The sequence below is a fragment of the Streptomyces marokkonensis genome (genome assembly GCF_008312835.1).
GTDB classification, from domain to species: Bacteria; Actinomycetota; Actinomycetes; order Streptomycetales; family Streptomycetaceae; genus Streptomyces; species Streptomyces marokkonensis_A.
The window spans coordinates 50,476-73,034 of the sequence record NZ_VSKS01000001.1 but is presented as its reverse complement, the minus strand read 5'-3'; the positions used below and the strand labels follow the sequence as shown (position 1 = coordinate 73,034).

The window sequence follows — 22,559 nt, the reverse complement described above, 5'->3', positions numbered from 1 at the left end:
AAGGCCGACGGCGCCGGTCTCAGAGCGAGGTGCGCATCCAGTCCGGCAGCGGCTCGACCCGCCCGGCCCACTCGGCGGGCGGCGCCCCGGCCTTGCCGGCGCCGACCACGCCGCCCACGATCGCACAGGTCGTGTCGACGTCACCGCCCACCTGCGCGGTCGTCCAGAAGGCCCGCTCGTAGTCCCCGAGCGCCCGGGCCGCCGACCAGAGCGCGAAGGGCACGGTGTCGTGCGCCGTCGTACGCCGTCCGCACCCGAGTACGGCCGCGACGGTCGCCGCGTCGCCGTAGTCGAGCATGTCCCGGGCCCTGCGCAGCCCCGCGCCGACCGCGCTCCTCGCGGGCACCAGCCCGACGACCCCGTCGAACAGCGCCTCCGCGCCGGGCGGCCCGCCGGGGGCGGCGACCAGCGCGGCGGCCGCGGCGACGGCCATGGCTCCGACGACGGCCTCACGATGCTGATGGGTGGGGTAGGAGGAGATCTCGGCCTGGTGGGTGGCCTGCTCCGGGTCGTCCGCGTACCAGGCGCCCAGCGGCGCGATCCGCATCGCGGCTCCGTTGCCCCACGACCCCCGGCCGTTGAAGAGCGCGGCGGAGAGCTCGCGCCAGTCCCCGCCCTCGCGGACCAGCCGCAGCAGCCGGCCGACCGCGGGGCCGTACCCCCGGTCGAAGTCCTGGTGCTCGGCGAAGGACCGCGCGAGGGCGTCCTGGTCGATCCGGTGGTGCGTGGCCAGTACGGCGACGACCGAACACGCCATCTCGGTGTCGTCGGTCCACTGCCACGGACCCGGGGGCAGCTCACTGCGCTTGAGCAGCGGGTAGTTCACCGGCACGAAGAACTGGGAGCCGAGCGCGTCGCCCACGGACAGTCCGCGCAGGCTGGCCAGGGCGCGCTCCAGGCGCCCGGCGGGAGAGGAATCAGCGGTCATCGCCCTGCCACTCTATCCGGTGACCCTCTGTCTATCCGGTGATCCCGTACGGTTCCGGTTCCCGCCAGCGTGCGAAGGGCCGGTCGAGGGTGTACTTGCCGTTCTCCCCCAGAACGAGCACCCGCATCTCGGCGTTCCCCGGGTTCGACAGCGACTCGAACTCCGCCACGGTCCAGTGGAACCACCGCATGCAGAACAGCCGCATGGCCAGACCGTGGGTGACGATGAGGACGTTCGGCGGATGGTCGGGTGCCTCGAAGCTGCGGAACAGGCTCTCCAGGAAACCGCCGACCCGGTCGTAGACGTCGGCACCGGACTCGCCCTGGGCGAAGCGGTAGAAGAAGTGGCCGTACGCGTCCCGGTAGGCCTTCTGCAGGCGCACGTCCTCGCGGTCCTGCCAGTTGCCCCAGTCCTGCTCGCGCAGCCTGGGCTCCTCGCGCACGCGTATCAGGCCCGGATCGAGCCCGAAGGCGCTCAGCGTCTGGTGCGTCCGGCGGTACGGGGAGACGTAGACGCTGACCCGCTCGTCGCCGAACAGTTCGCGCAGCCGCTCCCCTGTCTCCTCGGCCTGCCGTCTGCCCCGCTCGGTCAGGGACAGGGCGTGATCGGGTTCACGCTCATAGACGGAGTCATCTGCGTTGCCCGTTGACTCGCCGTGCCGGACAAGGACGATGCGCCGTGGTCGTGCCATGCCAAGACCCTAGATCGAGTGACGTCCCGACGGGGAATCGTGCGGGCCCCGTACGGCGTACGTCACACAGGTCCTCCACCGCGCGACGCACCGGAACACCTGCTCCCGGACCGGAGGATCAAACCGTCCAGGTCGCTTCCATGTCGACGATGTCCCCCGCCAGGGCCGCGACGTCGGCCTCCGTCTGCGCCCGCAGGGCGAGCCGCTCCACCCGCTCGGTGCGGTACTTGCCGTGCTCGGCTGCCGAGCGCCACATCGACAGGACCAGGAACTCGTTCCCGGGCGCCTCCCCGAAGAGACCCCGGACCATGCCGGGCGAGCCGGCCATCGCCGGGTTCCAGACCTTCTCCTGCATCAGGACGAAGTGCTCCGCCCGCTCCTCGTGGATCCGGCACAGGGCGACCCTGAGCAGGTCGGCGTCGGTGAAGCGCGGTTCGAACCCGGTCTTCACGTCGAAGCGGTGGTCGAAGAGTCTGACCTGGGCGTCCTTGAAGGTGCCCGACTGGGCCGAGGCGAGCCGGTCGTGGGAGCGCGCCATGAAGGAGTCGTAGAAGGCGCGGCTCTCCCAGAAGGAGAAGATGTGCGCCACGTCCGACCGGCCCCGGCTCCATCCCCCTCCCTGCCCGCGAAACCCCGGCTCCCCCAGAAGCCCCGCCCACTTCCGCTGCCCCCGCTCGAACCCGCGGCGGTCCACCACGGTGCAGCGAATCCACTTGACCAGCACCGCGCCATCGTAAGGCCAGGAAGCGTGGCGCCGGTCACCCTCGGAGGGACTGCTTACCGGCACCCGCCGCCGGGTGCGTGGCAGGATGGACAACCTGCCGCAGACGCCCGGCAGTTGGGGTGAGCCGGCGGACGGTCACGAGGAAGGGGAATACTGGTGAACGGCCTCAACAAGGGCATCCGCAAGGTCGAGATCGCGCTGAGGTGGGATCCGAGTCCGTCGGGTGCGCCCACCACCGACCTGGATCTCGTCGCCGCGCCCTATCCGGCGAGCGACCCGCACGGCGATCCCGCCTATGTGGTGCACTTCGACAGTCGCTCCCCCGACGGCACGATCACGCTCAACCGGGACAGCAAGGACGGCCTGGGCTTCGGCTACGACGAGGTCATGACCCTGGAGCTGGACCGGCTCGACGAGCGGTACGCGCGCGTGGTGGTCGGTGTGGTCGTCCAGCAGCACCAGGCACCGCGGACGTTCTCCGGGGTGGGCAACCCGGGTCTGCGGATCCGCGAGGGGTACACCGTCCTGGCCGAGGACGACTTCGGCGGCGTCCCCGGGGCCATGGCGGCGACGGTCGCGGAGTTCGTCCGGGAAGGGTCGGGCCCCTGGGGGTTCCGCCCCGGCGTCCAGGGGTTCGAGGGCGACCCGGCGGCCTTCTCGCGCGCGATGGGGGCCTCCCGCCGGGCGTGACCCGGCGCGCCCCGGGCGGCGCGCACAGCGGAACACCGAGGGCGGTGGTGCCGGTACCCCGGCACCACCGCCCTGGCGCGTTCCTCACTCCCGGGCAGCGCCCGGGCGCGTCAGCTGCAGCCGCTCGTCGAGCCGCAGCCCTCGCAGATGTAGCAGGAGCCGGCCCGCTGCATCTTCGTACCGCAGGAGAAGCACAGCGGGGCGTCGGCCTGGATGCCCAGCTGCATCTCGACCAGTTCCGCGCTGGTGTGGGCCTGCTTCGGGTCCGGCACGGCCACCTCGGCCCCGGCCTTCGGCGTGGCGACCGCCTTCAGCTCCTGGGCCCGCGGCGCCGACTGGGCCAGGCCCTCGACGTCGACCTCGTCGTCCGACGGCTCGTACGAACCGGTCTCCAGGTGACGCTGGCGCTCCTCGGCGGAGTGGATGCCGAGCGCGGAGCGCGTCTCGAAGGGCAGGAAGTCCAGCGCCAGGCGGCGGAAGATGTAGTCGACGATCGACTGCGCCATCCGCACGTCCGGGTCGTCCGTCATGCCGGCCGGCTCGAAGCGCATGTTGGTGAACTTCGAGACGTACGTCTCCAGCGGGACGCCGTACTGCAGACCCACCGAGACGGCGATGGAGAAGGCGTCCATCATGCCCGCGAGCGTCGAGCCCTGCTTGGACATCTTCAGGAAGACCTCGCCGAGACCGTCGTCCGGGTAGGAGTTGGCCGTCATGTAGCCCTCGGCGCCGCCGACCGTGAAGGAGGTGGTGATGCCGGGACGGCCCTTCGGGAGGCGCTTGCGGACCGGGCGGTACTCGACCACCTTCTCGACCGCGGCGCGGATCGTCTCCTCGGCCTTCTCGGTGACCTCGGCCTTCTCCTTCTCCTTGGTCTTCGCGGAGAGCGGCTGGCCGACCTTGCAGTTGTCGCGGTAGATGGCGAGCGCCTTCACGCCCAGCTTCCAGGCCTCGAAGTAGATCTCCTCGACCTCCTCGACGGTCGCCGTCTCCGGCATGTTGACCGTCTTGGAGATGGCACCGGAGATCCAGGGCTGGATCGCGGCCATCATGCGGACGTGGCCCATCGGGGAGATGGCGCGCTCGCCCATGGCGCAGTCGAAGACCTCGTAGTGCTCCTGCTTGAGACCGGGGGCGTCGATCACATTGCCGTGGTCGGCGATGTGGGCGACGATCGCCTCGATCTGCTCCTCCTGGTAGCCCAGGCGGCGCAGGGCCTGCGGGACGGTGCCGTTGACGATCTGCATCGAACCGCCGCCGACCAGCTTCTTGAACTTCACCAGCGCCAGGTCGGGCTCGACACCGGTGGTGTCGCAGGACATCGCCAGACCGATGGTGCCGGTCGGGGCGAGCACGGAGGCCTGGGAATTGCGGAAGCCGTTCTTCTCACCGACGCGCAGCACGTCCTGCCAGGCCTCGGTGGCCGCGGCCCACACCGGGCTGTCCAGGTCGTCCATGCGCACGGCGGTGCCGTTGGCGTCGGCGTGCTGCTTCATGACGCGCTGGTGTGCGTCGGCGTTGCGGGCGTAGCCGTCGTACGGGCCGACAACTGCGGCGAGCTCGGCGGAGCGCCGGTACGCCGTACCCGTCATCAGTGAGGTGATCGCGCTGGCGAGGGCACGGCCGCCCTCCGAGTCGTAGGCGTGGCCGGTCGCCATCAGCAGGGCGCCGAGGTTGGCGTAGCCGATGCCGAGCTGGCGGAAGGCGCGCGTGTTCTCGCCGATCTTCTGGGTCGGGAAGTCCGCGAAGCAGATCGAGATGTCCATCGCGGTGATGACCAGCTCGACGACCTTCTGGAAACGCTCGGTCTCGAAGGACTGGTTGCCCTGGCCGTCGTCCTTGAGGAACTTCATCAGGTTCAGCGAGGCCAGGTTGCAGGACGTGTTGTCCAGGTGCATGTACTCGCTGCACGGGTTCGACGCGGTGATCCGGCCGGACTCGGGGCAGGTGTGCCAGTTGTTGATGACGCCGTCGTACTGGATGCCCGGGTCGGCACAGGCCCACGCGGCCTCGGCGATCTTGCGGAAGAGCGCCTTGGCGTCGACCTCCTCGATGACCTCACCGGTCATCCGGGCGCGCAGGCCGAACTTTCCGCCCTGCTCGACCGCCTGCATGAACTCGTCGTTGACGCGGACCGAGTTGTTGGCGTTCTGGTACTGGACGGAGGCGATGTCGTCGCCGCCCAGGTCCATGTCGAAGCCCGCGTCGCGCAGGACGCGGATCTTCTCCTCCTCCTTGACCTTGGTCTCGACGAAGTCCTCGATGTCCGGGTGGTCCACGTCGAGGACGACCATCTTGGCGGCGCGGCGGGTGGCGCCACCGGACTTGATCGTTCCGGCGGAGGCGTCGGCTCCGCGCATGAAGGAGACAGGCCCCGAGGCGTTGCCGCCGGAGGAGAGCAGTTCCTTGGAGGAGCGGATGCGGGAGAGGTTCAGGCCGGCTCCGGAGCCGCCCTTGAAGATCATCCCCTCTTCCTTGTACCAGTCGAGGATCGACTCCATGGAGTCGTCGACGGACAGGATGAAGCAGGCGGAGACCTGCTGGGGCTGGGGCGTGCCCACGTTGAACCACACGGGGCTGTTGAAGCTGAAGATCTGGTGCAGGAGGGCGTACGCCAGCTCGTGCTCGAAGATCTCGGCGTCGGCGGGCGAGGCGAAGTACTTGTGGTCCTCACCGGCCTTCCGGTACGTCTTCACGATGCGGTCGATCAGCTGCTTGAGGCCGGTCTCGCGCTGCGGGGTGCCGACGGCACCGCGGAAGTACTTGCTGGTGACGATGTTGACCGCGTTCACCGACCAGAAGTCGGGGAACTCGACGCCGCGCTGCTCGAAGTTGACCGAGCCGTCGCGCCAGTTGGTCATGACGACGTCACGGCGCTCCCAGGCCACCTCGTCGTAGGGGTGGACTCCCGGGGTGGTGTGGATGCGCTCGACACGCAGTCCCCTGCCGGCCTTGTTGCCCTTGGCTCGGGAACTCCGTGCCGGACCGCTCGCCGTCTCTGTCATGCCGCCTCCCTGTACGGGCGAAAACGCCCTGAAGTGCCCCGATGTTCCCGTGGCACGGTGTTCTGTCTGGTGCTGCGGGCACCCACTCACCTGCCCGCAACTGGTCTTCTCATCGCCGCCGCCCGGCCGGAACCCCGCATCTGGCGTCCGGGCCCGGACCGCCGGTCAGTCGGCGGCGGGAGCGGGTTCGGGGACCTGGACGGTCCCTCCGGACCCGCTGTCGTCTTCCTGGCTCCCCGGGACGGCTCCGTCGCCGTCCCCGTCGTCCGCGGCGGGCCGCTGCGCCCGACGGAGTTCCCCGATCGCGGCCTCGAAGTCCTCGAGCGAGTCGAACGCCCGGTAGACGGACGCGAACCGCAGATAGGCGACGAGGTCGAGCTCCTGCAACGGGCCGAGTATGGCCAGCCCCACGTCATGGGTGGTCAGCTCGGCGCTTCCGGTGGCCCGCACCGCCTCCTCGACCCGCTGGCCGAGCTGGGCGAGGGCGTCCTCGGTGACGGGCCGCCCCTGACAGGCCTTGCGCACACCGTTGATGATCTTGGTGCGGCTGAAGGGCTCGGTGACTCCGGACCGCTTGACCACCATGAGCGAACACGTCTCCACGGTCGTGAAACGACGGGAGCAGTCCGGACACTGGCGGCGCCTGCGGATCGACGTGCCGTCGTCGGTCGTACGGCTGTCGACGACACGGCTGTCGGGGTGCCTGCAGAAGGGGCAGTGCATGAACTCCCAACCCTCCTCACAGCAGACTCAACGGCCTCGCTGGGCCTCACGGGCCTCACGAAGCAGCACCAGCATAGGCGATCGCGGAGGGCGCGGAGACCCGGGGGACCACAACTTCTGGGCTGCTACCGCAATCCAACCACTAGATGTGGGGATTGGCTCATACATTCACGTCCGGCACGCGTGTCGCGCGGACACGCGGCCGGCGGGCCGCCCGACGGGGAGACGCCGTGCCCGCGGAGGGGAGGAGGCGTGCGACTCCCGAGCCGGGCGGGGGCCGCTTCCGGTACTTCGGGGCGCCCGATGGCAGACTGGGGCCGCAACGCCGGGAGGCCATCACCTCGGCGGTGAAGAGTACAACAAATGGCCCGTTTGTCCGGCAGGAAGCGCGGCGACCAATACACCCCGGAGAGAGATTGCGTATGGCAATTCGCAATTTTTCACTCGAACGTGTGTTTGGCGCAACCTTTCGAAAGCAACTACCGTTGTGCTGCAGGGAGACCATCGAGAGGGGCCGACGTGACCACCACCGCAGACAGTGCCGCCATCACTGCCCAGGACCGCTCCCAGGGCCGACTCGAGCCGGCGCATGCGATGAACGAAGCCACGAATCCGGAGGGGCCAAAGCGCTCCCTGCCGGGCCGACCTCCCGGCATCCGGGCGGACAGCTCCGGACTCACCGATCGCCAGCGCCGGGTGATCGAGGTCATCAGGGACTCGGTGCAGCGACGGGGGTACCCGCCGTCGATGCGCGAGATCGGCCAGGCGGTCGGCCTCTCCAGCACCTCCTCGGTCGCGCACCAGCTCATGGCGCTCGAGCGCAAGGGCTTCCTGCGCCGCGACCCGCACCGCCCGCGGGCGTACGAGGTGCGCGGCTCCGACCAGGCCGCGTCCGTGCAGCCGACGGACACCGCCGGGAAGCCGGCCGCGTCCTACGTCCCGCTGGTCGGCCGCATCGCCGCCGGTGGCCCGATCCTCGCCGAGGAGTCCGTCGAGGACGTCTTCCCGCTCCCCCGGCAGCTCGTCGGTGACGGGGAGCTGTTCGTGCTGAAGGTCGTGGGTGACTCGATGATCGAGGCCGCGATCTGTGACGGCGACTGGGTCACCGTCCGCCGCCAGCCGGTCGCCGAGAACGGTGACATCGTGGCGGCGATGCTCGACGGCGAGGCGACCGTCAAGCGCTTCAAGCGCGAGGACGGCCACGTGTGGCTGCTCCCGCACAACGCGGCCTATGAGCCGATCCCCGGCGACGACGCGACCATTCTGGGCAAGGTGGTGGCCGTTCTGCGCCGCGTCTGAGCACAGCGTGGGGCCGGCCCCGACCGCCGCCCCGCCCCTGACCGGGCCCCGGGACCCCTGCGCCGGTTCCGGGGTCCTGTGCTGTCCGGACCCGCCCGGTGGCGGCCGCGGCCGCCACCGAACGGTGGCGTGCCGCCGTACCGAGCCACGCCCCGGGATCACTGCGCCCCGGTCTGCTCCGGCGAGCCGGCTTCCGCCTCGGCCTCCGTCCGCCTGGCCGCCGCGTCGATGGCGGCCAGCGACTTCCTGACCTGGTTGCGATCCGTCGTGTACCAGAAGTCGGGCAGCGACGCCTTCAGATAGCTCCCGTAGCGAGCGGTGGCCAGCCGCTGGTCCAGTACGGCCACCACCCCCCGGTCGCCCGAGGCACGGACCAGACGGCCGGCGCCCTGCGCCATGAGCAGCGCGGCGTGGGTGGCGGCGACCGCCATGAACCCGTTGCCACCGGCCTCCTCCACGGCCTTCTGGCGGGCGCTCATCAAGGGGTCGTCCGGACGCGGGAAGGGAATCTTGTCCATGACCACCAGCTGGCAGCTCGGGCCCGGTACGTCGACGCCCTGCCAGAGCGACAGCGTGCCGAAGAGGCAGGTCTTCGGGTCGGCCGCGAAGTTCTTGATCAGCTCGCCGAGCGTCTCCTCGCCCTGGAGGAGGATCGGGAACTCCGGAATGCGCGACCGCAGCTCCTCGGCGGCGAGCTGCGCGGCCCGCATGGAGGAGAACAGCCCCAGGGTGCGGCCGCCCGCCGCCTGGATCAGCTCGGTGAGTTCGTCCAGCATGTCCGCGCGGTCCCCGTCACGGGCCGGGCGTGCCAGATGCTTCGCGACGTACAGGATGCCCTGCCTGGGGTAGTCGAACGGCGAACCGACGTCCACACCCTTCCAATGCGGGAGGTCGTCGTCCTCGGTCCCCTCGGCGCCGAGTCCCAGCGACGCCCCCACTCCGTTGAAGTCGCCGCCCAGCTTCAGCGTCGCGGACGTCAGCACCACGGAACGGTCGGTGAACAGCTTCTCGCGCAGCAGGCCCGAGACGGACATGGGCGCCACACGCAGGGACGCGCCGAAGCGGTCGTGACGCTCGTACCAGACGACGTCCCATTCGGAACCGTTCGTGATCCGCTCCGCCACGTCGTGCACGCTCTCCACGGAGGCCAGCGCCTGTTTGCGGACCGCGTCCTCGTCCTGGACGGACTTGTCGCGGGTGCTCCCGATCGCGGAGATGACCGTCCGGCAGGCATCGCGCAGCGCCATGAGCGCGTAGCCGAGGTCCTCCGGGATCTCCTCCAGCCGGCCCGGGAGGGCCAGCTCCATCAGCCGTTCGAACCCCTCGGCGGCGGTCTGGAGCTGGTCCGCCGCCTTCTCGTCGACCAGCTTCGCGGCGCGCCGCACCGCGCGGTTGACCTGCCCGGGGGTGAGCTCCCCGGTGGCGACCCCGGTGACCCGGGAGACCAGCTCATGGGCCTCGTCGACGATCAGCACCTCGTGCTGCGGGAGCACCGGCGCGCCCTCGATGGCGTCGATCGCGAGCAGGGCGTGATTGGTGACGACCACCTCGGCCAGTTTCGCGCGCTCACGGGCGCTCTCGGCGAAGCACTCGGCACCGTAGGCGCACTTCGTGGCACCCAGGCACTCCCGCGACGACACCGACACCTGGGACCAGGCGCGGTCGGACACGCCCGGGGTCAGATCGTCCCGGTCGCCGGTCTCCGTCCCGTCCGACCAGTCGCGCAGGCGCAGCAGGTCCTGGCCCAGTCTGCTGGTGGGGGCGGCCGCCTCGAACTGGTCGAACAGCCCTTCCTCCTCGTCCTGCGGAACACCCTCGTGGAGCCGGTGCAGACACAGATAGTTGGAGCGGCCCTTGAGCATCGCGAACTCGGGGCGCCGGCGCAGCAGCGGGTGCAGGGATTCCACCGTGCGCGGCAGGTCCCGCTCAACGAGCTGGCGCTGCAGGGCCAGGGTCGCCGTCGCCACCACCACCCTCTCCCCGTGCGCGAGCGCGGGCACCAGGTAGCCCAGGGACTTTCCGGTGCCGGTGCCGGCCTGGACCAGCAGATGGGAGCCGTCGTCGATCGCCTCGGCGACGGCTTCGGCCATGGCCACCTGGCCGGGGCGCTCCGTGCCGCCGACGGCTGCGACGGCGGCATGGAGGAGTTCGGGGAGTGAGGGCTTCGTCATAGCGCGACCACCCTACGACCCGGCGCTGACATTCGTGCGATCACCGCGAGGGCTGGGGACGCGATCAAGACGAGGCTCCTCGGTCGGGGGAAGGGAGTCGTACGGGTGAGAACGGTGACGGCGCTAGAGCAGTCGGCGCAGGGAGCGGTCCCGGATCATGAGGGCGGCGCGCTTGCCGGGCAGATCGGCCTCGGCGGAGAAGCGGAAGCCCGCATTCAGGAACGCGGTGACGGAGGGCGTGTTCCGCAGGTCGGGTTCGGCGACCACGCGGGGAGAGGCGGGCCGGTTGTCGAGGACGAGGTCGGCGACCGTCCTGAGCAGGAGGCTGCCGAGGCCCCGGCCCCGGTCACGGGCGGCGCCGATGAGGACGTGGAGTCCGGTGTCGTGGGGCCGGGACGGATAGTGGCGGGCCAGGGGATCGAGATCGGCGCGGTAGATCTCCCAGTAGCTCATCGGCGTACCGTCGAGGACACCCAGGCACGGGACGCTGCGGCCGTCGCCGGTGAGCTGGGCGCGTACGTGGTCCGCGGTCAGCGCCGGCGGTCCGGACAGTTCCCAGAACGCGGCGACGGCCGGGTCGTTCATCCACCGTGCCAGAAGGGGCAGATCCCGTTCCACCTGGACGGGGACGAGCCGGAACGGGCCCGCGGGTGTGCGGGCCGGACCCCAGTCGGCGATGTGGCCGGGGCTCATGCGTGCAGCGGGTTGGCGATGGTGACGTAGACGGACTGGGTGTCGACCGGGCCGACGAGTTCGTCGAGGCCGTGCAGCCGGGTGAGCAGGTTGGCCTTGCAGCGCAGGACGGGTGAGTCGAGCAGGCGGGCGGGCAGCGTGCCCCGTGTCCGGGCCGGACCGGTGGAGACGTCGGCGAGGAACCGGCGGAAGGCGGCCAGCAGCAGCCGTTCGTCGGCGAGGCGCTGGGAGCCGAGGGCGCCGACGAGACCGAAGACGTTGTTGACGGCCAGGTAGTAGGCGAAGCGTTCGTCGGTGACCTCGTCGGAGACGAAGGTGTCGCTGTGCTCGCCGACACCGGGCAGCCGGGCGTCGAGTTCCGCGCGGCGCGACGGGCGGAAGTAGTAGCCCTGGTTGTCCCGGTAGCGGCCGCCCGCCGGCCAGCCGTCGGCGTCCAGCACGAGCAGGGTGTTCTGCTGGTGTGCCTCCAGGGCGATGCCGGCCGCTCCGTCCAGCCACAGCACGGGCCGCACCACCTGTTCGAGGTAGCGCAGGAACCACTCGGCGGCGACGGCTCCCGGCGGCCGTCCCGTACGGGCGGCGAGGCGGGTGACGAGTTCGGCCAGCCGGGATCTCATGGGGCCGCGGGCACGGGGGCGCGGCGAGAGGAGTCCGGCGAGGCAGCCGACGTCGTCGTGCGGCCGGAACGGGTTGTGCCGGATCACGGCGTCGAGCCCGGGCACGGGGTCACCGTCCGGTCCGTTCACGGCGATCCAGGCCGGGTCGCGGACGATGTCGAAGCCGGGGTGCACGGCACGCCATTGCTGGGACAGTCCGGTGCGCAGCAGACGGTGGACCTCGACGCCGCGGTGGAGTTCCTTGCGCAGGTTCTCCCGGAGGGAGTTGGTGATGCGCAGGGCCAGCGACAGCTTGAGCATGGCCGGGGCACCGGCCCGGTGGACGGTGCGCACGGAGGAGGTGGCGTGCCAGGGGGCGCCGTGGCTGCCGAGGTCGCGGAGCAGTCCGGCGTCCAGCAGGGCCGCGGTGCCCGGACGGTGGTGGAGCCGGCGCAGCTGCCAGGGGTGCACGGGCAGGGCCGCGTGTCCGTCGGGCAGGTGCAGTCCGGTGCCGGCGAGCCGGGTGGTGAGGCGCGGCGCGGTGACGGGACGTCCCCGCTCGGTCCAGGCGGAGTCGGTGGCGAGCAGCGAGGGGGCGACCGCGATCCAGTGCAACGGGAAGGAGCCGCGCAGCTCGGGTGAGTAGTGCTCGGCCTCCGTGTCGGACAGGCCCTCGCGGCTCTTCGGGTCCGGGTGCAGCGGATGTCCGAGGACGAGGGCCTGTTCGGCGGCGAGGAAGAGGTCGGAGTGGTCGGCCGGGTTCTTCCGCCGGTCGGTGACGAAGGTGGCGACGCGCCGGACGGAATCGGCGACACGCGTGACAAGGTCGGCGCAGGCTCCGGCCGGCGCGGGCGCTGGGGCGAGGCCGGTGCCGTCACCGGCCGGCGGAAGCCCGGAGGCCCGGTCGGCGCCGTCACCGGCCGGCGGAACGCCGGGGGCGAGGCCGGTGCCGTCACCGGGCGGTGGACATGCTGGGTCCGGCGGGCCCGCGTTCTCTCTGCCGAGGAGGGCCGCCAGCAGGACGGCGTCGACCGGCGGGGCGGGATCCGGGGCCCCGGCCAGCCGGGGAAGCCCGAAACGGTGCCATCCTGTCGGGGACCGGTACAGGACGGGGACGAGCAGGGCCGTGCCGCTGGCCGGCAGGGGAACGCGCAGGATGCCGGCGTCCGGCGCGGGGAGTCCCGTTTCCCGTACCCAGCAGCGCAGAAGGTTCTCCACGGCCGCCGCCTGCGCCACCCTGTGCGGATCGGGATGCTCCAAGGGGCAGACAGCGGTGTCCCCGGGCCACTCGGCGCCGGGCGGCTTCCCCTCCTGGTGCGGAACCACGGGGCTCGAACGGTCGGCCGGTGCGGAAGTCGTGTGCATGACGGTCCTCGTGGGGGTGCGGGGGGCCGAAGCGGTCCGGGGACACGGCGTCCAGGGGGACTCGGCGCGCGCACAGCGGACCCCCACCGCTATCAACCCCGGGCCGCTCACCGGGTTACGGGTTGCCTCGGGATCCGCGCCCGCACCGGCCTGCCGCCCAGCACCGCCCACCGGCCTCAAATCGGCAGATGTCCGGACGACTGACCAGGTCAGATGGCTTGTAGCCGAACCGTTGCCGTTCCGTCGGACGTCCCCCACAGCGAACGCATAGTGTGTGGTGCCGTTCCCGAAGGCCGTGGGAGCTCCCATGAACTCCCCAGGAGTCCGGGTGCGAAGACGGCCGCAGCGCCAAGTACGTTCATTCCAGGGGGAGTCAGATCATGCGATCCATACGGCCGTCGTCCACCACTCGCCGAGGGGGGAGGGCGCGGCGCGGAACCTCCCCCGTTCTGGCCTCCGTCGCACTCGCCTCCGCGCTCGCCCTCACCGCCACCGCCTGTGACTCGGGCGGCACCGACGTGAGCGCGGACGCCTCCGCGACCGCCGCCGCGGACGACGGCAAGCTCAAGATCCCGGACGACATCAGGGACCGGCTCGAGGAGCACGGGATCGATATCGACAAGTGGAAGAACGGCGCCTGGAAGAACTGGGACAAGGACGACTGGCTGCGCGAGGCGCAGGACTTCGTCAACCCGATCATCGAGGACCTGTGGGACCCGGACCGCATGCGGGACGCCGAGGAGCCGGACCAGGGCGTCGACGAGAGCGACATCTCCGGTGACCAGGGCGTGACCGACCCCACGCCGCAACCGGTGCGGGCGGCGGCCGTCCCGCCGTCGTACCACGCCAACGCCCCCACGGCCGGCAAGGTCTTCTTCGACTCCCCCGAGGGGACGATGGTCTGCTCGGCGACCGTGGTGCAGGACCCGGCCAACCCGGGCAAGTCCAACATGGTGTGGACGGCGGGCCACTGCGTGCACGCGGGCAAGAAGGGCGGCTGGTACCGCAACATCGCCTTCGTGCCGTCGTACAACGACGCGGGCAAGTCGGCGCAGGAACTCGAGAGCGCCACCGAGGAGGAGGTCGCTCCGCACGGTGTCTGGTGGGGCGACTGGGTGCAGACCTCGGACCAGTGGATCGAGCAGGGCGGTGCCACGGGCGGTGACGGCGCCTCGTACGACTTCGCGGTTCTCCACGTGACGCCGGAGGAGGGCAGTGACGGCAAGTCGCTGGAGGAGACGGTCGGTTCGGCACTGCCGGTGGACTTCGGCGCTCCCGCGGTGCCGGATGTGAAGGAGATGACGGCGATCGGTTACCCGGCCGCTCCGCCGTACGACGGTCAGACGCTGTACCGCTGCGCCGACAAGCCCGGCCGGCTGTCGATCAGCGCGTCCGACCCGACGATGTACCGCATCGGGTGCAGCATGACCGCCGGTTCGTCCGGCGGCGGCTGGATCACGACGGGTTCGGACGGGAAGCCCGCGCTGGTGTCCAACACCTCCATCGGCCCGGTGACGTCGGGCTGGCTGGCCGGCCCGCGACTGGGTGACGAGGCCAAGGGCGTGTACGAAGCGGTCAGCGAGAAGTTCGCCGGTCGGTGACCGGCCCGTCCGGTCCGGGTGCCGCCGCGCCCCCGGACCGGACGGCGGCGCCCTGCGCGCCCCGCACGAGCGGGACGTTCCTGCGCGGCACGACATTCATTCGGCACAACGGGGGTCAGCACACCATGCGTTCCACACGTATGTCCGCTCCACGCGGGCGAGGGCGTCGTCGCTCCGTCCTCGCCGCCACCGGGCTGGTCGCCGCCCTGGCGCTCACCGCCACCGCGTGCGGCGGTTCCGGGAAGGACGAGGCGAGCGACAAGCCCGACGCCACCACCTCGCAGGCCGCCGACGGCGACGGCGGCAAGGTGACGATCCCGTCCGACCTCGCGGACCGGCTCGAGGAGCACGGGATCGACGTGGACAAGTGGAAGGACGGCGGCTGGAAGGACTGGGACCGGGACAAGTGGCTCAGTGAGGCCCAGGACTTCGTCAACCCGGTGATCGAGGGCCTGTGGGAACCGGAGCGGATGCGCTCCGCCGAGGAGGCCGACAAGACCGTCACCACCAAGGACGCCTCGGCCGCCCAGGGGCTCAGCGACCCGGAGCCCGTCCCGGTCCGGGCGGAGGCCGAGAAGACGCCGTACCACGACAACGCGGCGCCGGTCGGCAAGGTGTTCTTCGACTCCCCGGAGGGCCCCGCCGTCTGTTCCGGCACCGTCATCAAGGACGTGAACCACCCGGGCAGGTCCAACCTCGTCTGGACGGCCGGGCACTGCGTGCACGCCGGCGGCGACGGCGGCTGGTACCGGAACCTCGTCTTCGTCCCGGCCTACAACGACCTCGGCAAGTCCGAGGCGGATCTCGGCAGCGCGAGCGCGTCCGAGATCGCCCCGTACGGCAACTGGTGGGCGGACTGGGCCTCGACGTCCGACGGCTGGATCCGGGGAGGTTCGGAATCCGGCGGTGCCGGGGCCGCGTACGACTACGCCGTGCTGCACGTGAAGCCGGAGCAGGGGAGCAAGTCGCTGGAGGAGACGGTGGGCGCCGCGCTCGACGTGGACTTCTCCGCCCCGTCCGCGTCCGCGGCGGGCGAGATGGGAGCCTGGGGCTACCCGGCCGCACCGCCCTACAACGGCCTGCAGATGTTCAAGTGCCTCGACGCGCCGGGCCGGTTCTCACTCGGTGCGGACCTGCCGACGATGTACCGCATCGGCTGCACCATGACCGGCGGTTCGTCCGGTGGCGGCTGGTTCCGGGTGCTCGACGGCGAGACGGTGCTGGTCTCCAACACCTCGATCGGCCCGATGGACAACACCTGGCTGGCGGGACCGCGGCTCGGTGAGGACGCCGAGGCGCTGTACCAGAACATGAGCAGGACCTACGGCGGTCGGTGACCGCACAGCCGGGAAGGCCCGCCCCCGCTGAGCGGGGGCGGGCCTTCGTCGTGCTGCCGGAGTGGTCAGCCGGCCGGAGTGGGAACGTACGGCGTGAGTTCCGCCGCCAGCTCCTCGTGCACCCGGACCTTGAGCAGGGTGCCCTCCGGGGTGTGCTCCTCGGAGATCACCTCGCCCTCGTCATGGGCGCGGGCGACCAGCTTGCCGTGGGTGTACGGCACGAGTGCCTCGATCTCCACCGACGGACGGGGCAGCTCGTTGTCGATGAGCGCGAGCAGTTCCCGGATGCCCCGGCCGGTGCGGGCCGACACGGCGATGGAGCGCTTCTCCACCCGCATCAGCCGCTGGAGCGTCAGCGGGTCGGCCGCGTCGGCCTTGTTGATCACGACGATCTCGGGTACGTCGGTGGCACCGACGTCCCTGATCACCTCGCGCACGGCGGCCAGCTGCTCCTCGGGGACCGGGTGCGAACCGTCCACCACGTGCAGGATCAGGTCGGCGTCGCCGACCTCCTCCATCGTGGAGCGGAACGCCTCGACGAGGTGGTGCGGCAGGTGCCGGACGAACCCGACCGTGTCGGCCAGCGTGTACAGCCGGCCGCTCGGCGTCTCGGCCCGGCGCACGGTCGGGTCGAGGGTCGCGAAGAGGGCGTTCTCCACGAGTACGCCCGCGCCCGTGAGGCGGTTGAGCAGCGAGGACTTGCCGGCGTTGGTGTAGCCCGCGATGGCCACGGACGGCACCTTGTTGCGCTTGCGCTCCTGGCGCTTGATCTCGCGGCCGGTCTTCATCTCCGCGATCTCCCGGCGCATCTTCGCCATCTTCTCGCGGATCCGGCGCCGGTCCGTCTCGATCTTGGTCTCACCGGGGCCGCGGGTGGCGAGGCCGCCGCCCTTGCCGCCGCCCATCTGCCGGGACAGCGACTGACCCCAGCCGCGCAGCCGCGGCAGCATGTACTGCATCTGCGCGAGCGCGACCTGCGCCTTGCCCTCTCGGGACTTGGCGTGCTGGGCGAAGATGTCGAGGATCAGGGCCGTACGGTCGATGACCTTGACCTTGACGACGTCCTCGAGGTGGATCAGCTGGCCGGGGCTGAGCTCACCGTCGCAGATGACGGTGTCCGCGCCCGTGTCGAGCACGACGTCGCGCAGTTCCTCGGCCTTGCCGGAGCCGATGTAGGTGGCCGCGTCCGGCTTGTCGCGGCGCTGGATCACACCGTCGAGCACGAGGGCGCCGGCCGTCTCCGCGAGGGCGGCGAGCTCTGCCAGGGAGTTCTCCGCGTCCTGCACGGTGCCCGAGGTCCATACCCCGACGAGCACGACGCGCTCCAGGCGGAGCTGCCGGTACTCGACCTCGGTGACGTCCTCGAGCTCGGTGGAGAGGCCGGCGACACGGCGCAGGGCCGCACGCTCGGAGCGGTCGAACTGGTCGCCGTCACGCTCTCCGTCGATCTCGAGGCTCCAGGCGACGTCCTCTTCCATCAGGGCATCGGCCCGAAGACCCTCGGGATAGGTGTGCGCGAGGCGCTTGGTGTCCTGGGAAGGGGAAGAAGAGGAGGTCATTGGATCCTTACGTCGTCGGTGAGGCTTCTGCTGCGACGGAGCCGGTCCGCAGGACCCTCCGTCACTGTCCACAACGTCCGGGGAGTCCGGGAGATTCCCGTGTCCCGCGGGGTTGCGGACCTGACGATGGTCGCACGGTACGGCCCGTCTCGTCACCGTGTTATTCCCGGCTCGCGCCCGGTCGATGCGCGGGCGTGACCGGGCGCCGGGCGGGCGTCGCGTCCCGCGCCGCGGCCCTCCATTCCGGGTGGCCGGGCATCGGCGGGGTCGTGGTGCCGTAGAGCCAGGGGTGCAGGAAGCCGGTCAGATCGCGTCCGGCGATGCCGGAGGCCAGCCGGACGAAGTCGGAGGTGGAGGCGGTGCCGTCGCGGTGCCGGGTGACCCACTCGCGCTCCAGACGCTCGAAGGCGGTGCGGCCGATCTCCTCGCGCAGGGCGTACAGCACGAGCGCCCCGCCCGCGTAGACGTTCGGCCGGAAGATGCCGGTCTTCCGGCCCGGCTCCGGCGGCCTGGGCGCGGCGGGCGGCCCTCCCGCCGCGCGCCAGCCGTCGGAGGCCTCGTAGGCGGCCTTCATGCGGGCCTCGAGGGATCTGCCGCCCTTCTCCTGCGCGTACAGCGCCTCGTACCAGGTCGCGTGCCCCTCGTTGAGCCACAGGTCCGACCAGGTACGGGGGCTGACGCTGTTGCCGAACCACTGGTGGGCCAGCTCGTGCACCATGATCGATTCCACGTACCAGGCCGGGAGGGCGGGGTCGGTGAACATCTCCCGCTCGAAGAGGGAGAGCGTCTGGGTCTCGAGCGCGAAGCCGGTGGACGCGTCGGCCAGGAGCAGGCCGTAGGTCGCGAACGGGTAGCGCCCGGCCTTCTCCTCCATCCAGGAGATCTGGCCGGGGGTCTTCGCCAGCCACGGTTCGGCCTTCGCGACGTGCCGGGTGGGCACGACGTCCCGCAGGGGCAGACCGTGCGGGCCGGTGCGGTGCAGGACCGTGGAGCGGCCGATGGACACCTGGGCGAGTTCGGTCGCCATGGGGTGCAGGGTCCTGTACGTCCAGGTGGTGGCCCCGCGCGCGCGGTCGACGCCCGCCGGCAGACCGCCTGCCACGGCGGTGTGGCCGTCGGGGGCGGTGATCCGGAAGGTGAACATCGCCTTGTCGGAGGGGTGGTCGTTGCAGGGGAACACCAGGTGGGCGGCGTCGGCCTGGTTGGCCATGGCGAGGCCGTCCGCGGTGCGCACCCAGCCACCCTCGCGGCCGGCGGGAGCGGGGTCACTGGTGTGCCGGACGGTGATGCGTGTCGACTCGCCCTCGTCGAGATCGTCCTCGAGAGTGATCACCAGGTCCTCGCCGGCGCCGGTGAAGGCGGCGGGACGGCCGTCGACGTCGACCGAGCGGACCGTGCCCCGGGCGAAGTCGAGGTTGACGCGGTCCAGGTCCGCGGTGACGCGGGCGTCGATCGTGGTGACGGCCTGGAGAGGCTGGTCGTTGCTGCCGGAGTAGCTGAGGGCCAGGTCGTAGGACAGCACGTCGTAGCCGGGGTTGCCCAGGTGCGGGAAGAGGCGGTCGCCGATGCCGAGGGGGGCGGCGGGGGCGCTCGCGGCGAGCAGGCAGACGCAGACGGCGGAGCCGAGCAGCGCCGTGGCCGCCCTGCGGCGGGTGGCGTGGTGGTGCGGGGTGAGCGGCATGTCCCACGGCTATCAGCGCGCGGGGGCGCGACGGCGACGGCGCGCTTCCGGCCCACCCGATCGGGTAATCACACCGCCGCTCGCCCGGCAAGCCCCTGCGGGCCGTGCACCGGCACGTCCCAGGCGGCGGCCATGCCTCTCGGTCAGGCGCTCTGGCCGTGCGGCTGGGCCCGGCTCACGTCGTACACACCGGCCACGTCCCGCATCGCGCGCATGAGGGCGGGCAGGTGGGCGGCGTCCGGCAACTGCACGGTGTAGGTGTGCCGTACCTGCTGCCGGTCGGGCGGTTCCACGGTCGCGGAGACGATCTCGGCGCCTTCGAGCGCCATGGCCTCCGTGAGGTCCGCGAGCAGGTGCGGACGGACGAACGATTCCGCGACCAGCGTGACCCGGCACTCGGCACCCTCCCCCCAGCGCACGCCGACCTCCGCGCGCCCCGCGCTCTTCATCCGCGCCACCGCGGCGCACTCCGCGCGGTGCACGGTGACCGCTCCCCCGCGCACGGCGAAGCCGGTCACCTCGTCGGGCGGTACGGGCGTACAGCAGCCCGCGAGCCGTACCGTCGCGCCGGCCCGGTCGGTCAGGACCTGGGCGGCGGCGGGGCGGCCGGGCGCCGTTTCCGGGGCGCCCGGCGCCTGCGGAAGGGCGGGGTCGTCCGCGGGGGGCCGGGGTCCGGCGGACGCTTCGGCCCCCGCCGCACCGTCCGGTGCGGGGTGGGTGGTCAGCCACCGCTGGATGGCGATCCGCGCCGCCGGGGTGTGGGCGTGCTCCAGCCACTCCCGGGAGGGCCCGGAGGCCGCGTCCTGGCCCATGAGCAGCTGGACGGTGTCGCCGTCCCTCAGCACGGTGCTCAGCGTCGCCAGCCGGCTGTTGACACGGGCGCCGATGCACGCGTGGGCGTCCTCCCCGTACTGCGCGTAGGCGGCGTCCACGCAGGTCGCCCCCTCGGGCAGGCCCAGCGTGCCGCCGTCGGGACGGAACACGGTGATCTCGCGGTCCTGGGCGAGGTCCTCGCGCAGGGTGGACCAGAACGTGTCGGGGTCGGGCGCGGCCCGCTGCCAGTCCAGCAGCCGGGAGAGCCACCCGGGCCGGGTGGGGTCGACGCGTTCGCCGTCGCCCGTGGACTGTTCCTCCGGCGGGGCGGCGTAGGGGTTGCCGAGGGCGACGACTCCCGCCTCGGCGACCTTGTGCATCTGGTGGGTGCGGATGAGGACCTCGACGACCTGGCCGTCCCCGCCGGCCACAGCGGTGTGCAGCGACTGGTACAGGTTGAACTTCGGTACGGCGATGAAGTCCTTGAACTCCGAGACCACGGGCGTCATACAGGTGTGGAGCTCCCCCAGGACGCCGTAGCAGTCGGCGTCCTCGTTCACCAGCACCAGCAGGCGGCCGAAGTCGGCGCCCCGCAGCGGGCCGCGTTTTCGCGAGACCCGGTGCACGGACACGAAGTGGCGCGGGCGGATGAGGACTTCGGCGGCGATGTCCGCCTCGCGCAGCACCTTGCGCACGTCGTCGGCGATGTCGGCGAGCGGGTCGTCCGCGCGGGCGGCGTTGCGGACGATCAGCTCACGTGTGTGCTCGTACTCGTCGGGGTGCAGGATCGCGAAGACCAGGTCCTCCAGCTCCGTCTTGAGCGCCTGGACACCGAGTCGTTCGGCGAGCGGGATCAGCACGTCCCGGGTCACCTTGGCGATGCGCTCCTGCTTCTCCGGGCGCATCACGCCGAGGGTGCGCATGTTGTGCAGCCGGTCGGCGAGTTTGATCGACATCACGCGGACGTCGTTGCCGGTGGCGACGAGCATCTTGCGGAAGGTCTCGGGTTCGGCGGCGGCGCCGTAGTCGACCTTCTCCAGCTTGGTGACGCCGTCGACGAGGTAGCGGACCTCCTCGCCGAACTGCTCGCCCACCTGATCCAGCGTCACGTCCGTGTCCTCCACCGTGTCGTGGAGCAGGGACGCGGTCAACGTCGTCGTCTCGGCGCCGAGTTCGGCGAGGATGAGGGTCACGGCCAGCGGGTGGGTGATGTACGGCTCACCGCTCTTGCGCATCTGGCCGCGATGGGAGGACTCGGCCAACAGGTAGGCCCGGCGCAGGATTTCGAGATCGGCGTCGGGGTGATGGGCGCGATGGGCGTCGACGACGTGTCCGATGGCGTCGGGGAGCCGGTCGCGCGCGGTGGTGCCGAGCAGTGCGGCACGGCCCAGCCGGCGCAGGTCCAGCCGCGGGCGGGCCTTCCTGCGGGACCCCGTGGGTGTGGCGTGACCAGATGTCACAGCGCCTGGGGTCGCAGGATTCACGGCCTCCGCGTTCATGGGCACCTCCGGCTGCGTGGACCGGCGGACGGCGCGCCCCAGGGCGGACTCGGGCTCGGGGGACGGCGTTCGCCCCCCGTCCGGGCCGGTGCTTGATGCTACCGAGCCCGACCCCGTCGGGCTGACCGCCTCCGGCCGAGCGTGAAACGGATCACCCCATCGAGCGAAGGTCGATCGGGGGCCGCTTTCGGCCAGGGGACCGGCCGTCCGCCCATGATCTCGAAGCCGGGGGCCCTCCCCGCCCTGCGGATGCGACGGCCGGGCGGGCCGGGGGCTGGGATACCGAGCCGGCACCCCGGTCAGCGCAGGGCGTTCCCCAGCCACTCGGCATCGAGCACCCCCTCGGCGACGATCACCGCGGGGCCCGTCATCTCGATCTCGCCGTCGGGACGTTCGGTGATCACGAGCGTCCCGCCGGGCACGTCCACGGTGTACGTCGCCGGGGTGCCGGTGACGGCAGGGTCGGTGTCGTCGCGGCGGGCGGTGGCCACGGCGACCGCGCACGCGCCCGTGCCGCACGACCGGGTCTCGCCGGCCCCGCGCTCGTGCACCCGCAGCGCCACGTGCCGCGGGCCGCGGTCGACGACGAACTCCACGTTCACACCGTCCGGATAGGCGGACACGGGGCTGAACGGGGGCGGGGTGAGGAGATCGCCCGCGTGGGCGAGGTCGTCCACGAAGGCCACGGCGTGCGGGTTGCCCATGTTCACGTTCCGCGCGGGCCAGCTGCGCCCGCCGACGCTCACGGTGACCTCTCCCCCGGGCAGCCGCGCCCGGCCCATGCCGACGGTGATGTCACCCTCCTTGGCGATGTGCACGGTCTTCACTCCCCCGCGCGTGGCGACCGCGAGGTCCCCCTCGGACACATGCCCGGCGCGCTGGAGGTAGCGCGCGAAGACACGCACCCCGTTGCCGCACATCTCCGCGATCGAGCCGTCGCCGTTGCGGTAGTCCATGAACCACTCCGCCTCGGCCGCCATCGCCCGGGCCTCGGGGTGGGCGGCGGACCGCACCACGTGCAGCAGGCCGTCGCCGCCGATGCCCGCGCGGCGGTCGCACAGGGCGGCGACGGCCGCCGGAGGGAGGTCGACGGCGTTCTCGGGGTCCGGGACGATCACGAAGTCGTTCTCCGTGCCGTGCCCCTTGAGGAAGGCGATCCGCGTGCTCATCCCTCGATCGTACGG

16 protein-coding genes are annotated in these 22,559 nt (G+C 71.6%); 4 read left to right on the top strand and 12 right to left on the bottom strand.

Annotated features, from left to right (window positions below; translation table 11 throughout):
* Window positions 1–19: 19 nt before the first annotated feature.
* The 3 genes from F1615_RS00310 to F1615_RS00300 form a co-directional block, all read right to left on the bottom strand.
* The gene (locus F1615_RS00310; RefSeq protein ID WP_149546784.1) at window positions 20–928 is read right to left on the bottom strand and encodes an ADP-ribosylglycohydrolase family protein; all 909 of its coding nucleotides are present in this window, start codon (window positions 926–928) and stop codon (window positions 20–22) included.
* A gap of 31 nt (window positions 929–959) precedes the next feature.
* Complete coding sequence (locus F1615_RS00305; protein WP_149546783.1) at window positions 960–1,619, bottom strand: histidine phosphatase family protein; 660 nt, start codon at window positions 1,617–1,619, stop codon at window positions 960–962.
* Between the two features lie 118 nt (window positions 1,620–1,737).
* A complete protein-coding gene (locus F1615_RS00300; RefSeq protein WP_149546782.1) occupies window positions 1,738–2,343 on the bottom strand; it encodes a YdbC family protein in 606 nt (201 codons plus the stop codon).
* Window positions 2,344–2,499: 156 nt separating this feature from the next.
* Here F1615_RS00300 and F1615_RS00295 point away from each other — a divergent pair, with 156 nt between their 5' ends.
* Entirely contained in the window at window positions 2,500–3,033 is a 534-nt protein-coding gene (locus F1615_RS00295) for a TerD family protein (RefSeq protein ID WP_244328593.1), read from the top strand.
* 110 nt (window positions 3,034–3,143) lie between these two features.
* Here the strand turns inward: F1615_RS00295 and F1615_RS00290 are convergent, their stop codons facing one another.
* Together F1615_RS00290 and nrdR are read right to left on the bottom strand one after the other, a co-directional pair.
* Window positions 3,144–6,038 (bottom strand): vitamin B12-dependent ribonucleotide reductase, encoded by a 2,895-nt coding sequence (locus F1615_RS00290; RefSeq protein WP_149546780.1) that lies wholly within the window; start codon window positions 6,036–6,038, stop codon window positions 3,144–3,146.
* 165 nt (window positions 6,039–6,203) lie between these two features.
* Window positions 6,204–6,761: a transcriptional regulator NrdR gene (nrdR, locus tag F1615_RS00285; protein ID WP_149546779.1), complete on the bottom strand. Its 558-nt coding sequence runs from the start codon at window positions 6,759–6,761 to the stop codon at window positions 6,204–6,206.
* A 519-nt stretch (window positions 6,762–7,280) separates the two neighbouring features.
* Between nrdR and lexA the strand changes: the two genes are divergently transcribed.
* Window positions 7,281–8,060, top strand: coding sequence for a transcriptional repressor LexA (gene lexA, locus F1615_RS00280; protein WP_149546778.1), 780 nt, complete (start codon window positions 7,281–7,283; stop codon window positions 8,058–8,060).
* A 158-nt stretch (window positions 8,061–8,218) separates the two neighbouring features.
* Here the strand turns inward: lexA and F1615_RS00275 are convergent, their stop codons facing one another.
* The 3 genes from F1615_RS00275 to F1615_RS00265 all read right to left on the bottom strand — a co-directional run bounded on the left by F1615_RS00275 (window position 8,219) and on the right by F1615_RS00265 (window position 12,885).
* Window positions 8,219–10,231 carry an ATP-dependent DNA helicase gene (locus F1615_RS00275; protein WP_149546777.1) on the bottom strand — a complete coding sequence of 671 codons (2,013 nt, stop codon included), beginning with the start codon at window positions 10,229–10,231 and terminating at the stop codon, window positions 8,219–8,221.
* 123 nt (window positions 10,232–10,354) lie between these two features.
* Window positions 10,355–11,026, bottom strand: coding sequence for a GNAT family N-acetyltransferase (locus tag F1615_RS00270; protein ID WP_149547208.1), 672 nt, complete (start codon window positions 11,024–11,026; stop codon window positions 10,355–10,357).
* Window positions 10,921–12,885 (bottom strand): IucA/IucC family protein, encoded by a 1,965-nt coding sequence (locus F1615_RS00265; RefSeq protein ID WP_149546776.1) that lies wholly within the window; start codon window positions 12,883–12,885, stop codon window positions 10,921–10,923. Before F1615_RS00265 ends, F1615_RS00270 begins: the two co-directional genes overlap by 106 nt.
* Window positions 12,886–13,265: 380 nt before the next feature.
* On the opposite strand from F1615_RS00265, the gene F1615_RS00260 reads away from it, so the two are divergent.
* Complete coding sequence (locus F1615_RS00260; protein ID WP_149546775.1) at window positions 13,266–14,486, top strand: trypsin-like serine peptidase; 1,221 nt, start codon at window positions 13,266–13,268, stop codon at window positions 14,484–14,486.
* A gap of 140 nt (window positions 14,487–14,626) precedes the next feature.
* Window positions 14,627–15,823, top strand: coding sequence for a trypsin-like serine peptidase (locus F1615_RS00255; protein WP_425385607.1), 1,197 nt, complete (start codon window positions 14,627–14,629; stop codon window positions 15,821–15,823).
* A gap of 65 nt (window positions 15,824–15,888) precedes the next feature.
* Here F1615_RS00255 and hflX read toward each other — a convergent pair whose 3' ends face one another.
* From hflX to dapF, 4 genes are all read right to left on the bottom strand, one after another.
* Window positions 15,889–17,382 carry a GTPase HflX gene (gene hflX / locus F1615_RS00250; RefSeq protein ID WP_149546773.1) on the bottom strand — a complete coding sequence of 498 codons (1,494 nt, stop codon included), beginning with the start codon at window positions 17,380–17,382 and terminating at the stop codon, window positions 15,889–15,891.
* A 160-nt stretch (window positions 17,383–17,542) separates the two neighbouring features.
* Window positions 17,543–19,063 carry a M1 family metallopeptidase gene (locus F1615_RS00245; protein ID WP_149546772.1) on the bottom strand — a complete coding sequence of 507 codons (1,521 nt, stop codon included), beginning with the start codon at window positions 19,061–19,063 and terminating at the stop codon, window positions 17,543–17,545.
* Between the two features lie 143 nt (window positions 19,064–19,206).
* Window positions 19,207–21,375 (bottom strand): RelA/SpoT family protein, encoded by a 2,169-nt coding sequence (locus tag F1615_RS00240; RefSeq protein WP_149546771.1) that lies wholly within the window; start codon window positions 21,373–21,375, stop codon window positions 19,207–19,209.
* Between the two features lie 299 nt (window positions 21,376–21,674).
* A complete protein-coding gene (gene dapF / locus F1615_RS00235) occupies window positions 21,675–22,544 on the bottom strand; it encodes a diaminopimelate epimerase (protein WP_149546770.1) in 870 nt (289 codons plus the stop codon).
* Window positions 22,545–22,559 lie beyond the last annotated feature (15 nt).

Bases quoted from the DNA above. Each gene is read 5' to 3' on its own strand.
- F1615_RS00310 (WP_149546784.1), bottom strand. From the start codon at position 928: ATGACCGCTGATTCCTCTCCCGCCGGGCGCCTGGAGCGCGCCCTGGCC.
- F1615_RS00305 (WP_149546783.1), bottom strand. From the start codon at position 1,619: ATGGCACGACCACGGCGCATCGTCCTTGTCCGGCACGGCGAGTCAACG.
- F1615_RS00290 (WP_149546780.1), bottom strand. From the start codon at position 6,038: ATGACAGAGACGGCGAGCGGTCCGGCACGGAGTTCCCGAGCCAAGGGC.
- nrdR (WP_149546779.1), bottom strand. From the start codon at position 6,761: ATGCACTGCCCCTTCTGCAGGCACCCCGACAGCCGTGTCGTCGACAGC.
- F1615_RS00275 (WP_149546777.1), bottom strand. From the start codon at position 10,231: ATGACGAAGCCCTCACTCCCCGAACTCCTCCATGCCGCCGTCGCAGCC.
- F1615_RS00265 (WP_149546776.1), bottom strand. From the start codon at position 12,885: ATGCACACGACTTCCGCACCGGCCGACCGTTCGAGCCCCGTGGTTCCG.
- F1615_RS00260 (WP_149546775.1), top strand. From the start codon at position 13,266: ATGCGATCCATACGGCCGTCGTCCACCACTCGCCGAGGGGGGAGGGCG.
- F1615_RS00255 (WP_425385607.1), top strand. From the start codon at position 14,627: ATGTCCGCTCCACGCGGGCGAGGGCGTCGTCGCTCCGTCCTCGCCGCC.
- hflX (WP_149546773.1), bottom strand. From the start codon at position 17,382: ATGACCTCCTCTTCTTCCCCTTCCCAGGACACCAAGCGCCTCGCGCAC.
- F1615_RS00245 (WP_149546772.1), bottom strand. From the start codon at position 19,063: ATGCCGCTCACCCCGCACCACCACGCCACCCGCCGCAGGGCGGCCACG.
- F1615_RS00240 (WP_149546771.1), bottom strand. From the start codon at position 21,375: ATGAACGCGGAGGCCGTGAATCCTGCGACCCCAGGCGCTGTGACATCT.
- dapF (WP_149546770.1), bottom strand. From the start codon at position 22,544: ATGAGCACGCGGATCGCCTTCCTCAAGGGGCACGGCACGGAGAACGAC.